General features: G+C 61.7%; 12 protein-coding genes. 6 read left to right on the top strand and 6 right to left on the bottom strand.

Going from position 1 to position 12,706, the window contains the following annotated elements; genetic code table 11:
- Window positions 1-162 precede the first annotated feature (162 nt).
- The 5 genes from AC0Z4S_RS17970 to dksA form a co-directional block, all read right to left on the bottom strand.
- Window positions 163-1,599, bottom strand: coding sequence for a sigma-54-dependent transcriptional regulator (locus AC0Z4S_RS17970; protein ID WP_039761623.1), 1,437 nt, complete (start codon window positions 1,597-1,599; stop codon window positions 163-165).
- A gap of 22 nt (window positions 1,600-1,621) precedes the next feature.
- Complete coding sequence (locus tag AC0Z4S_RS17965; protein ID WP_161806084.1) at window positions 1,622-4,576, bottom strand: sensor histidine kinase; 2,955 nt, start codon at window positions 4,574-4,576, stop codon at window positions 1,622-1,624.
- A complete protein-coding gene (locus AC0Z4S_RS17960) occupies window positions 4,560-4,736 on the bottom strand; it encodes a hypothetical protein (RefSeq protein ID WP_003176118.1) in 177 nt (58 codons plus the stop codon). Before AC0Z4S_RS17960 ends, AC0Z4S_RS17965 begins: the two co-directional genes overlap by 17 nt.
- A 77-nt stretch (window positions 4,737-4,813) precedes the next feature.
- A complete protein-coding gene (gluQRS, locus tag AC0Z4S_RS17955) occupies window positions 4,814-5,707 on the bottom strand; it encodes a tRNA glutamyl-Q(34) synthetase GluQRS (RefSeq protein WP_485624003.1) in 894 nt (297 codons plus the stop codon).
- A gap of 205 nt (window positions 5,708-5,912) precedes the next feature.
- Window positions 5,913-6,356, bottom strand: coding sequence for an RNA polymerase-binding protein DksA (gene dksA / locus AC0Z4S_RS17950; protein ID WP_042610464.1), 444 nt, complete (start codon window positions 6,354-6,356; stop codon window positions 5,913-5,915).
- 333 nt (window positions 6,357-6,689) lie between these two features.
- Between dksA and AC0Z4S_RS17945 the strand changes: the two genes are divergently transcribed.
- Together AC0Z4S_RS17945 and sfsA are read left to right on the top strand one after the other, a co-directional pair.
- Window positions 6,690-7,859: a pyridoxal phosphate-dependent aminotransferase gene (locus AC0Z4S_RS17945; protein ID WP_471880032.1), complete on the top strand. Its 1,170-nt coding sequence runs from the start codon at window positions 6,690-6,692 to the stop codon at window positions 7,857-7,859.
- Window positions 7,859-8,572: a DNA/RNA nuclease SfsA gene (gene sfsA / locus AC0Z4S_RS17940; RefSeq protein WP_253495942.1), complete on the top strand. Its 714-nt coding sequence runs from the start codon at window positions 7,859-7,861 to the stop codon at window positions 8,570-8,572. The genes AC0Z4S_RS17945 and sfsA overlap by 1 nt, the downstream gene beginning before the upstream one ends.
- Here sfsA and AC0Z4S_RS17935 read toward each other — a convergent pair.
- Window positions 8,569-8,886, bottom strand: coding sequence for a Rieske (2Fe-2S) protein (locus AC0Z4S_RS17935; protein ID WP_485624002.1), 318 nt, complete (start codon window positions 8,884-8,886; stop codon window positions 8,569-8,571). The genes sfsA and AC0Z4S_RS17935 overlap by 4 nt on opposite strands.
- Before the next feature lie 164 nt (window positions 8,887-9,050).
- Between AC0Z4S_RS17935 and AC0Z4S_RS17930 the strand changes: the two genes are divergently transcribed.
- Genes AC0Z4S_RS17930 through AC0Z4S_RS17915 form a run of 4 tightly spaced genes read left to right on the top strand, consistent with a single transcriptional unit; the run spans window position 9,051 to window position 12,592 of the window.
- Window positions 9,051-9,923 (top strand): heme/hemin ABC transporter substrate-binding protein, encoded by an 873-nt coding sequence (locus AC0Z4S_RS17930; RefSeq protein ID WP_485624001.1) that lies wholly within the window; start codon window positions 9,051-9,053, stop codon window positions 9,921-9,923.
- A 50-nt stretch (window positions 9,924-9,973) separates the two neighbouring features.
- Window positions 9,974-10,957: a FecCD family ABC transporter permease gene (locus AC0Z4S_RS17925; RefSeq protein ID WP_485624206.1), complete on the top strand. Its 984-nt coding sequence runs from the start codon at window positions 9,974-9,976 to the stop codon at window positions 10,955-10,957.
- Complete coding sequence (locus AC0Z4S_RS17920; protein ID WP_485624000.1) at window positions 10,957-11,724, top strand: heme ABC transporter ATP-binding protein; 768 nt, start codon at window positions 10,957-10,959, stop codon at window positions 11,722-11,724. Before AC0Z4S_RS17925 ends, AC0Z4S_RS17920 begins: the two co-directional genes overlap by 1 nt.
- 19 nt (window positions 11,725-11,743) lie before the next feature.
- Window positions 11,744-12,592: a ChaN family lipoprotein gene (locus AC0Z4S_RS17915; RefSeq protein WP_485623999.1), complete on the top strand. Its 849-nt coding sequence runs from the start codon at window positions 11,744-11,746 to the stop codon at window positions 12,590-12,592.
- The last annotated feature ends 114 nt before the right edge of the window (window positions 12,593-12,706 follow it).

Raw genomic sequence — 12,706 nt, 5'->3', positions numbered from 1 at the left:
GCGACCAGTAAAACAAGGGGGCAGGTCGATATAACCGTTTTGCAGGGGCGAAAAAAAGCCGGGGTTTCGTTACCGATAACCCCGGCTTCTGTTACGTGAATCGACTGCGGTAACAGTTTTTTCACATTGTCATGCGTTACCCGCGCACGCGGTGGGTAACGCTCAGCTTTCGCTGGCGACCCCGGTCTTGCGCCGTGGAATGCCCAGACGCTGGCGGCGTTCCCACAGGCATTTGCGGCTCACGCCCAGTTTGCGCGCCAGTTCGGTCTCGGTCATGTGGTCCTGATGCTCGAGGACGAAGTGCTGGAAATAGTCTTCCAGCGACAGATCCTCGGTCGGCTCATGGCTGCTGTTGCTGGCGTTACCACCGGTTTGCGGCGGCAGACCGATGAACTCGTCGTCTTCCAGATCGCTCAGCTCGATGTCGATGCCCAGCAGGTCGGCCGAGATCTCGGGGCTTTCGCTGAGAATCACCGCGCGCTCGACAGCGTTCTCCAGCTCGCGCACGTTACCCGGCCAGGAATAGTGCCGGATCGCCTGTTCGGCATCGGCAGCGAATTTCAGGTCGGTGCGGTTGATCCGCGCGCTCTGGCGAGCGAGGAAGGCATTGGCGATTTCGTTGACGTCGGCGCCACGCTCGCGCAGCGGCGGCAGCTTCAGGGCAATCACGTGCAGACGGTAATAAAGGTCTTCACGGAACTGGCCGATTTTCGCCAGGCTCTTCAGATCGCGGTGAGTTGCAGCGATCAGGCGCACATCGACTTTCTGCGACTGCACCGAACCGACCCGGCGAATTTCGCCTTCCTGCAAGACCCGCAGCAGGCGAGCCTGGGCTTCCAGTGGCAGTTCGCCGATCTCATCGAGGAACAAGGTGCCGCCGTCCGCCGCTTCGACCAGCCCGGCGCGCCCGGCGCTGGCCCCGGTGAACGCGCCTTTCTCGTGGCCGAACAGTTCGGATTCGATCAGGCTTTCCGGAATCGCCGCGCAGTTCACCGAGATCATCGGCGCCTTGGCGCGTTTCGACAGATTGTGCAGGGCGCGGGCCACCAGTTCTTTACCGGTGCCGGACTCACCCTGAATCAACACGTTGGAATCGGTTGGTGCGACCTTGCGGATCTTGCTGTACAGGTCCTGCATCGGTGGGCAGGAGCCGATGATGCCAATTTCACCATTGCTGTTATCCACAGCGGCTTTGCCATTGCCAGCGGCAGGCTTGCTCGCCGTGGCTTCGCCGGCAGCGGGCGCTGATTGGCGATCACGCAGGATCCGCGCAACCGCCTGGAGCATTTCATCGTGGTCGAACGGTTTGGCGATGTAATCGACTGCACCCATTTTCATCGAGTCGACCGCCGAGCGCAGGCTGGCGTAGCTGGTCATGATCAGCACCGGCGTGCCCTGGCCGAGCTTGATCAGCTCGGTGCCCGGAGCGCCCGGCAGGCGCAGGTCGCTGACGATCAGATCGAACGTAGGAATGGTGAAGCGTTCTTGTGCTTCCTGCACTGATCCGGCTTCGCTGACCTGGTACTGGTTGCGTTCCAGCAGGCGGCGCAAGGCGGAGCGGATAATGGTTTCGTCTTCGACGATCAAAATGTGCGGCATTGATTCGATACTCTCGACGGTCTCAGTTCACAGCGGACGTCGCTTCGACATGACGCGGTAAGGTCACCCGGATACGGGTGCCGCGCTGGCTTTGTACATCAGCCGGGCTGTCGATGGTGATTTGTCCATAATGCTCTTCAACGATGGAATAGACCAGTGCAAGGCCCAGACCGGTGCCTTCACCCGGATCCTTGGTGGTGAAGAAAGGTTCGAACAATCGGTCCATGATGCTCGACGGAATCCCGCTGCCTTCGTCTTCGACGATCAGATCGACCGTGTGTTCGCCGGCTTCGCTCTTGACCCGTACCGCACTGTGCGGCGGCGAGGCGTCACGGGCGTTGGAGAGCAGATTGATCAGCACCTGGGCAAGCCGTTGCGGGTCGCCTTCGACCCAGTGGTCGGGATCGCACAGGTTGTAGAACTGCACTTCGAAATTGCGCCGGTTCAGCGCCAGCAGGCCGATGGCATCCTGCGCGACTTCCGCCAGACACACCGGTTCGTCGCTGTGCTGATGGCTGCCGGCATGGGCGAAACTCATCAGCGACTGGACGATGCGCGAGACGCGTTTGGTCTGCTCGAGAATCTGCCCGCTGATTTCCGTCAGCTCGCCATCGTCTTCACGCTCTTCGCGCAGGTTTTGCGCCAGACAGGCAATGCCGGTGATCGGGTTGCCGATTTCGTGAGCCACACCCGCTGCGAGTCGACCGATACTGGCCAGACGCTCTGAGTGCACCAGTTTATCTTCGAGCATCTGCGTTTCGGTCAAATCCTCGACGAGTAACACCAGGCCGCTGTTACCCGGTGCCAACGGCTCGTCGATCGCCGCTTTGTGCAGGTTCAGCCAACGGGTCTGGCCATCAAGCGCCAGATGCTGTTTATGCAAATGCTCGTCGGGCAGGTTGATGAAACCTTGCAGCAACTCTTTCCACGGGTTGGCGATGGTGCTCAGGCGCGAACCGACCACTCGCTGCGCGGCGATGCCGGTCAGCTCTTCCATGGCTTTGTTCCACATCAGGATCTCCTGATCCTTGGCCAGCGAGCAGACGCCCATCGGCAGCTCCTGCAGGGTCTGCCGGTGATAGCGGCGCAGGGCGTCGAGTTCGGCGGCCAGGCCTGTGAGGCGCGAGTGGTAATCCTCGAGTCGGCTTTCGATGAAGTGAATGTCTTCGGTGACGTAGTTTTCGCCGCCGGCCTTATAGGGCAGAAAGGTTTCCACCATATCCTGCGCGACGCTCGGGCCCATCAGGCCGGACAGGTTGGCCTCGATGCGGTCGCGCAAACGGCGCAAAGCGTAAGGGCGGCGTTCGTCGAAGGGCAGATACAGATCGCGCAGCGCTTGCTCGACTTCTTTCTGCGCCGCCTTGGCGCCCAGCGGTTTGGCCAGTTGCGTGGCGAACTCCTGCGGCGAAGCGGCGTGCAATTCGCGGCGTTGCGGCCGGCGCACGTTGTCCACCGCACAGGCTTCGGCGGCGCTGGCTTCTTCCGGGCTGGCGTTGGTGAACAGCGAAATCAAAGTGAACATCAGGACGTTGGCGGCGAGCGAGGCGATGGCCGCCATGTGCCAACTGGTGTCGTCGAGGACGTAGATCATGTTCAACAGCGGAATGTAGAAACCCTGCAGATTGCCAACCAGCGGCAGCAACATGGTCACCACCCAGACCGTGATCCCCGCCAGCAGACCGGCAATGAAGCCACGACGGTTGGCGGTGGGCCAGTACAGCACCGACAACACCCCGGGCAAAAATTGCAGGGTCGCCACGAACGCGACGATGCCCAGGTTGGCCAGATCCTGTTCGACGCCAAGCATCAGATAGAAGCCGAACCCGGCCATGATGATCGCCACGATCAACGCCCGGCGGGTCCATTTCAGCCAGCGGTAGATATTGCCCTCGGCCGGCGGTTGATAGAGGGGCAGCACCAGATGGTTCAGCGCCATGCCCGACAAGGCCAGGGTGGTAACGATGATCAGGCCACTGGCGGCGGACAGACCACCGACATAAGCAAGCAAGGCCAAGGGTTTGCTGTTGGCGGCAATGCCGATGCCGAGAGTGAAATATTCCGGGTCGGTGGTGGCGCCGAGTTTCAGACCGGCCCAGAGAATCAGCGGCACGGCGAGGCTCATCAACAGCAGAAACAGCGGCAGGCCCCAACTGGCACTGACCAGTGAGCGCGGATTGAGGTTCTCGGTAAATGTCATGTGATACATGTGCGGCATCACGATCGCCGAGGCGAAGAACACCAGCAGCAGCGTGCGCCACGGACCTTCCTGTAACGGCGTGTGCAGGGCGGCGAGGGCGGTCTGGTTCTGCAGCAGCCACAGTTCGAGCTGTTGCGGGCCGTCGAATACCCCATACAGCGCGTACAGGCCCACGCCGCCGAGGGCGATCAGTTTGATGATCGATTCGAAGGCAATCGCGAACACCAGCCCTTCATGTTTCTCGCGGGTGGCGATATGCCGGGAACCGAAGAAGATCGTGAACAGAATAATCAGCGCACAGAACGCCAGCGCCACGCGGCTCTGCACGCGTTCGCCGGTGAGAATGCCGATGGAGTCGGCCACTGCCTGAATCTGCAGGGCCAGCAACGGCAGCACGCCGATGAGCATGAATATAGTGGTCAGCGCGCCGGCCCAGGTGCTGCGAAAGCGGAAGGCAAACAGATCGGCCAGCGACGACAGTTGATAGGTGCGGGTGATCTTCAGGATCGGATAGAGCAGCACCGGCGCCAGCAGAAACGCACCGGACACGCCGAGATAGCTGGACAGAAAGCCGTAACCGTACTGATAGGCCAGGCCCACCGTGCCGTAGAACGCCCACGCACTGGCGTAAACCCCCAGCGACAGGGTGTAGGTCAGCGGGTGGCGAATGATCGCGCGCGGGATCATGCCTCGTTCGCTGACCCAGGCAACGCCGAACAGCGCCGCCAGGTACGCGGCGCTGATCAGGATCATCTGGGTCAGGCTAAAGCTCATCGGCATCTTTTTGGCTCTGCAGGATGAAGGTCACGACAATCAGGATCAGCCAGAGCAGATAAGGGCGATACCAGGCGCCCGTCGCGTCGATCCACCAATCCATGATGGCGGGGGAGAACAGGTAGATCCCGACGACCAGAAGCAGGACCAAGCGATAGATGTACATCCCGGCCTCTCTTTTTTATGCGCGTGCCCGAAAACGTGCGGCGATGGTAACGGATGGGCGCGCGACTGCAAGTGTCGTCATAGCAGTTGCGCTTCGGGCAGGGTCAGTGTGCGCGGGATCTTCTCGGCATCCCAGTGCGCGCGGCCCCAGGCGAGCAGTTCGCGCGGGGACGCGTGAGCGAGCTCGGTGCCGGGGTTCTGCCCCAATGCACGCAAGGCTCGCAGCAGCAACGGCGTGGCCTGATCGGCTTCAAGCGGCGGCGAACGGTAGGACTTGCCGAGTTTGTTGCCGTCCGGCTGTGTGATCAATGGCAGGTGCAGATAGCGCGGCTGTTTCAGGCCGAGCAGTTCTTGCAGGTACAACTGACGCGGCGTCGAATCGAGCAGATCGGCGCCGCGCACGATATCGGTGCTGCCCTGCCAGGCGTCATCGAGCACCACCGCGAGTTGATACGCATAGAGACCGTCTCGACGACGGATGACGAAGTCGCCGACGTCGCGGCCCAGGTGCTGACGGTATTCGCCCTGCACGCGGTCGATGAAGTGGTATTCCAGCTCCGGCACGCGCAGGCGGATTGCGGCGTCGTGCTGATCATGCCCGGCGTTGCGACAGAACCCAGGATAAATGCCGTGGTAGGGCTCCAGCTGTTTCCGCGAGCAGGTGCAGGCGTAGGCCAGGCCATGGTTGAGCAGACTGTCGAGCACCTCGGCGTAGGCCGCGTGCCGATCGCTCTGGCGAACCATTTCGCCGTCCCATTCGAAACCGTAACTTTCCAGCGCCTTGAGAATCGCCGCTTGCGCACCGGGCTCTTCGCGCGGCGGATCGAGATCTTCCATGCGCACCAGCCAGCGCCCACCGACCGAGCGAGCGTCGAGGTAGGACGCCAACGCAGCGACCAGTGAACCGAAGTGCAGGTGGCCACTGGGGGTGGGGGCGAAGCGGCCGATGTAGGCGGGGGATTTGGCAGTCATGGGTGTAATGTTACGTTTCCAAGCAAGAACACAATACCTGTGGGAGCGAGCTTGCTCGCGAAGACGATGTGTCATTCAACATAGAAGTGTCTGAACTGGCGCCTTCGCGAGCAAGCTCGCTCTCACAAAAGCAAAAGCCCAAAAAGCCAAAGGGCAGAAACAAAAACGGAGCGTTCGCACGCTCCGTTTTTCGTTCAGGTCGAGATTACTTGCCGACCTGCTTTTCCTTGATTTCCGCCAGGGTCTTGCAATCGATGCAAAGATCCGCGGTCGGACGGGCTTCGAGGCGCTTGACGCCGATCTCGATGCCGCAGGACTCGCACCAGCCGTACTCTTCGTCTTCGATCAGTTGCAGCGTCTTGTCGATTTTCTTGATCAGCTTGCGCTCGCGATCGCGGGCGCGCAGTTCGAGGGCGAACTCTTCTTCCTGGCTGGCACGGTCGGCCGGGTCAGGGAAGTTGGCCGCTTCGTCTTTCATGTGATCAACCGTACGGTCGACTTCCTGCATCAAGTCCAGTTTCCACTTGTTCAGGATCTTGGTGAAGTGCGCGCGCATCGGAGCGCCCATGTACTCTTCACCCGCCTTCGAAACGTAAGGTTCGAAGCCGCTGATCGTCGCTTGCTGCTGTTGCTTTGCTTGGGTGGACATGAAATAGACCGCCTCTACTCTTGTAATCCATTGCGCAGGATTGCTCCATCACCGACACCTGCCGGCCCTGCGGCTGCAAGCGGGCGAACTTACCAGATCAAATCAGCCTGCGCTACTCCCGGATGTCGAGCCCCCGGCGGGTGGCGCTTGCAGATGTTTGGCAAGCCGTGTCTGTGGAAAAGGAGACCTGTTCAATCACTGATTTTAGTCAATCCTGGAGCGTACGTTCAGATCGTTACAGTCCAGCGTTCTTGAGGCTGTGACCTTCACGGGTTCTCGCTCGTTCCGGCAGACAGGTAGAATCGTCTCTTTTTTCCTGTCGAAGGCAATCCAATGGCCCCCTACAGTGCGCGCAGTCGTGCGATCGAACCGTTCCATGTGATGGCGCTGCTGGCGCGGGCCAATGAATTGCAGGCCGAAGGTCACGACGTGATCCATCTGGAAATCGGCGAGCCGGACTTCACTACTGCCGAGCCAATCATTCGCGCGGGCCAAGCCGCGTTGACCGCGGGCAAGACCCGTTACACCGCCGCCCGTGGCATTCCCGAATTGCGCGAGGCGATCGCCGGTTTTTACCAGTCGCGATACGGCCTGAACATCGACCCACGTCGGATTCTGATCACGCCGGGCGGTTCTGGCGCGCTGTTGCTGGCCAGCGCCTTGCTGGTCGATCCGGGTAAACACTGGTTGCTGGCAGACCCGGGCTACCCGTGCAACCGGCATTTTCTGCGGCTGGTCGAAGGCGCGGCGCAACTGGTGCCGGTCGGGCCGGAGGTGCGCTATCAACTGACCCCGGATCTGGTCGAGCGGCATTGGGACCACGACAGTGTCGGCGCCCTTGTCGCTTCGCCGGCCAACCCGACGGGCACTTTGCTGACGCGCGATGAGCTGGCCGGGTTATCCACAGCGATCAAGGCCAGAAACGGGCATCTGGTGGTGGACGAGATCTACCACGGTCTGACCTACGGCACCGATGCCGCCAGCGTGCTGGAGGTCGATGACAGCGCCTTTGTCCTCAACAGTTTCTCCAAGTATTTCGGCATGACCGGTTGGCGCCTGGGCTGGCTGGTGGCGCCCGAGGCGGCGGTCGGTGAACTGGAAAAACTCGCGCAGAACCTCTACATCAGTGCACCGAGCATGGCCCAGTACGCGGCGCTGGCCTGTTTCGAACCGGCGACGATCGCGATTCTCGAAGAGCGTCGCGCCGAATTCGCGCGCCGTCGCGACTTCCTCCTGCCAGCGCTGCGCGAACTTGGATTCAACATTGCCGTTGAGCCGGAAGGCGCCTTTTACCTGTACGCCGATATCAGCCGTTTCGGCGGCGATGCCTTCGCGTTCTGCCGGCATTTCCTCGAAACCGAGCATGTGGCCTTCACGCCCGGGCTGGATTTCGGTCGTTATCAGGCCGGCCATCACGTGCGCTTCGCTTACACACAAAACCTCGCACGCTTGCAGGAAGCCGTGGAGCGCATTGCCCGTGGCTTGAAGAGCTGGCAAGGCTGATGCGCTTTTATCCTGCTCTGGAAGAGGCGCGGCTGATTCGCCGCTACAAGCGTTTTCTCGCCGATATCGAAACCGTTAGTGGCGAGTTGCTGACCATTCACTGTCCGAACACCGGTTCGATGCTCAATTGCCAGGTCGAGGGCGGGCAGGTCTGGTTCAGTCGCTCCAACGACCCTAAACGCAAATTGCCCGGCACTTGGGAAATCGGCGAAACCCCGCAAGGCCGGCTGTTCTGCGTCAACACCGGGCGCGCCAACGGTTTGGTCGAAGAAGCCTTGCAGGCCGGGGTGATCTCCGAGTTGAACGGCTTTACCGCGTTGAAGCGGGAAGTTGCGTACGGGCAGGAAAAAAGCCGCATCGACTTCCGCCTCGAATACCCCAGCGGGCCTGCTTATGTCGAAGTGAAGAGCGTCACCCTCGGCTTCGACGGCACGCCGGTAGCGGCATTTCCCGATGCGGTGACCCAGCGCGGCGCCAAGCATCTGCGTGAGCTGGCGCATCTGGCGCGCGACGGCATTCGGGCGGTGCAGTTGTACTGTGTAAACCTCACCGGTATCGATGCCGTGCGCCCGGCCGAGGAGATCGATTGGGCCTATGCCGAGGCGCTGCGTGAGGCGGTCGCCTGCGGTGTCGAGGTGCTGGCCTACGGCGTGCGCCTCGACCATGAAGAGATGGTCATCGACCGTCGACTCGACGTCTTGCTCAACGGTTAAACATCGACCCACACGCCTTGTGTATCTTCCCGGCATTCAATCGCCGTCAGTGATTGCCCGGCGCACGGGCCGGCAACGCATTCGCCGTCCTCGATCAGAAACAGTGCGCCGTGGGTGGCGCACTGGATCAGGCTGTTGCTGGGGTCGAGAAACCGGTCGGGCTGCCATTCCAGGCCGACGCCACGGTGCGGGCAGCGGTTGAGGTAAACATAGGCCTGCCCACCGCGACGCACGGCGAACAGCTTTTTGTCGTCGATTTCGAAACCGCGACTGCCGGCTTCGGCCAGATCGCTGCCGGCGCAGAGAAACTTCATGGCTATCCTCTGGTGTTCGCTCGTGTCTGGATATGTCCGAGCTTGACGTTCAAATGCAAACAATTATCAAATGGCGGCCTTCTCCCAAAGGGAGTCTGGCTGTTGTCGAGGATACTTGGCTCGCTGCGCCGATGCCCGGGAAACCTTGTTCAAGGAAGCTGTATATGCGCCTGAAAAACCGCGTTGCCATGCTGTGCGTCGGCCTTTTTCTCAGCCATCAGACGACCGCGGCGGATCTCCCGCAACGCTGGGTCAGCGCCGGCGGCGCACTGTCGGAATGGGTCAGCGCGTTGGGCGGGGAGTCGAAGCTGGTCGGGGTCGACACCACCAGCCAGCATCCGCAATCGTTGCAGGCGCTGCCGAGCATTGGCTATCAGCGCAGCCTGTCGGCGGAAGGCATCTTGAGCCTGCGCCCGGACATTCTCATCGGCACTGAAGAAATGGGCCCACCGCCGGTTCTGGCGCAAGTCAAAGCCGCCAAGGTGAAAGTCGAGTTGTTCTCGGCGCAGGCGGATCTGCCAACGCTGGAAAACAATCTCACTCATCTCGGCCGGTTGCTCGGTGCACAAAGCCAGGCGGCGCAACTGCTGCAGACTTATCAACAGCAACTCCAGGCGCAGAAAGCGCGCGTTGCCCAAGTGCAGACCAAGCAGAAAGCCCCGGGCGTGTTGCTGCTGCTCGGGCACGCCGGTGGCAAGCCGTTGATTGCCGGAAAAGACACGGCCGCCGATTGGCTGCTGCAACAGGCCGGCGGGCACAACCTGGCTACTCATACCGGCTACAAACCGTTTTCTGTCGAATCCCTCGCCAGCCTCGATCCCGAAGTGCTGGTGTTCGCCGACCGAGCGTTTACGGGGGAGGCGGCAAAAGCCGCGTTGTTCAAGGAAAACCCGATTCTCAGTTCCAGCCGTGCGGCCAAGAGTGGGCGGGTGATGGAGCTGGATCCGACGCTGCTGGTAGGCGGACTGGGACCGCGTCTGCCGGCAGCTTTGCAAACCCTGACTGACGGTTTCTACCCGGCCAAGGGCGGCCAATGACCACACTGGTCAAACCCCGTGGCCTGTTCATCGGCCTGACCCTCCTGTGTCTGCTGGCGATCTGGCTGTCGTTGGCATTGGGGCCAGTGAGCCTGCCGCTGTTCGATACCTTGCGTGCGGCGCTGCGTCTGATCGGCGTGCCGTTGGCGCCGGAAGGGCTGGAGCAGGCCGAGCTGATTCTCGGCCAGATCCGCCTGCCGCGAACCTTGCTCGGCTTGGCGGTCGGCGGGGTGCTGGCGCTGTCCGGGGTGGCGATGCAGGGTCTGTTTCGTAATCCGCTCGCGGATCCGGGGTTGGTCGGGGTGTCCAGTGGCGCGGCACTCGGCGCGGCGATTGCGATTGTCGGCGGCTCGTTCTTCGGCGGCCTGCCGGAGTGGTTCGGCCCTTATCTGTTATCGGTGTGTGCATTTCTCGGCGGGCTCGGGGTCACGGCGCTGGTCTATCGCCTGGGCCGGCGCAATGGTCAGACTCACGTCGCGACGATGTTGCTCGCGGGTATCGCGCTGACGGCGCTGGCCAGTTCGGCGGTCGGTCTGTTCACTTATCTGGCCGATGACGCAACGCTGCGCACCCTGACATTCTGGAACCTGGGCAGCCTCAACGGCGCCAGTTACACACGACTATGGCCACTGCTGATCATCACCGTCGGCGTGGCGCTGTGGCTGCCGCGTCGGGCCAAGGCATTGAATGCGTTGTTGCTGGGTGAATCCGAAGCCGGTCATCTTGGCATCGATGTCGAACGGCTCAAGCGCGAACTGGTGTTCTGCACCGCGCTCGGCGTTGGCGCGGCGGTGGCGGCGGCGGGCATGATCGGTTTTGTCGGACTGGTCGTGCCACATCTGGTGCGTCTGCTGGCCGGCCCCGATCATAAAGTGCTGTTGCCAGCCTCGGTGTTGGCGGGTGCGAGCCTGTTATTGCTCGCCGATCTGGTGGCGCGGCTGGCGCTGGCGCCGGCGGAGTTGCCGATTGGCATTGTCACCGCGTTTATCGGCGCGCCGTTCTTCCTTTACCTGCTGCTGCGAGGGCGTGCCTGATGTTGTCTGCGCACAATCTGCATGTTCGCCGTGGCCGCAAGGCTGTGCTCAGCGGAGTTACGCTGCAACTCGAACCCGGTGAAGTGCTCGGCGTGCTGGGGCCGAACGGCGCCGGCAAAAGCACATTACTCGGCGCCTTGTGCGGAGAATTGCTCGCCAGTGACGGCAATGTTTCGCTCGACGAGCAGGCGTTGAGTCACTGGAGCGGCACGCAGCGGGCGCAAAGGCTGGCGGTGTTGCCGCAGGTTTCGACACTGGATTTTGCCTTCGCCGTTGAGGAGGTCGTGGGCATGGGCCGTTTGCCGTACCAGACCGGGCGCGTGCGCGATGACGAAATTGTCGCGGCAGCGCTGGCTGCCGCCGATGCCGGGCACTTGAGCGGGCGCAGTTATCTGGCGTTGTCCGGTGGCGAGCGTCAGCGGGTACACCTGGCGCGGGTGCTGGCACAACTCTGGCCGGGGCAGGCCGGGCAAAGCTTGTTGCTCGACGAACCGACCTCGATGCTCGATCCGCTGCATCAGCACACCACCCTGCAAGCGGTACGCGAGTTTGCCAATCGTGGCGCAGCGGTGCTGGTGATCCTGCATGATCTGAATCTGGCCGCGCGCTATTGTGACCGGGTGTTGTTGCTGGAAGAGGGGCGTCCGGTCGCGCTGGATACTCCGCAGCAGGTGCTGCGCCCGGATACGCTGAAAGCTGTGTTCGGCCTGGAGGTTTTGGTGCAACCGCACCCGGAGCGTGGGCATCCGCTGATCATCGCCCGCTGATCAATCATCGAGGTGTCGCATGCGTGGATTGTGGGTGTTGGCGCTGGTGTTGCTTGCAGGGTGCCAGCACGTCGCGGTTCCGCCGGTGAGCGGTGAAATTCGCGATCTGCGCAGCGGCGAGATGCTCACCGCTGAGCAACTGCTGACGCGTCTCGCTGAACCTGAGCGCTTGATCATTGGCGAGCAGCATGACAATGCCGATCATCATGCCGCGCAATTGTGGCTGTTGCAGACGCTTGGCGAGCAACGAGCGCAAGGCAGTCTGCTGCTTGAAATGCTCGTGCCGGACCAGCAGGCGAAAGTCGACGCGCAGCGCCAGGCGAAATCCGTTCCGACTGATCTGCCTGCTGCATTGGCCTGGCAGGAGGGCTGGGACTGGAATCTTTACGGGCCGATCGTGCGCTTCGCCCTGACGCAGCCGTATCCGCTGCTGGCGGCCAATCTCGATGACAGCGAAATCCGTGCGTTCTACCGTAAACCACCTGCCCTGAATGGTCCGCGCAGTAACGCGCTGGCGGTGAGAAACACGTTGCTTGGACAAGTCAGTGAATCTCACTGCGGCTTGCTCCCCGAATCACAGATGCCGGCGATGTTGGCGATTCAGCAACAACGCGATCGACGTATGGCCGAACGCATGCTGGCGGCGCCGACACCTGCGATTCTGTTGGCCGGCGCCTGGCATGCGCGCAAGGATGTTGGCGTGCCGCTGCATCTGCTGGATCTAGGCGCTGGTAAGGCGCCGACCGTGTTGATGCTGGCCGAGCAGGGCGATGCGGTAACGGCGGCGATGGCCGATTACGTCTGGTACACGCCTGCCACGCCAAAGCCGGATTACTGCGAGCAGATGCGCCAGCAGTTCGGCAAATGACTTTTCTGCGGGCAAAAAAAGACCCGGTAAAAACCGGGTCAAATAACCGTGATTAGCCTGATGAGGAGATAATCTGAGAGTCCGAACCAAGGGCTTTTCAGAATATCGACTGAT

The organism is Pseudomonas sp. 1L-B-1-E-C1 (genome assembly GCF_057291835.1).
This window is presented reverse-complemented; position numbering and strand designations above follow the sequence as displayed.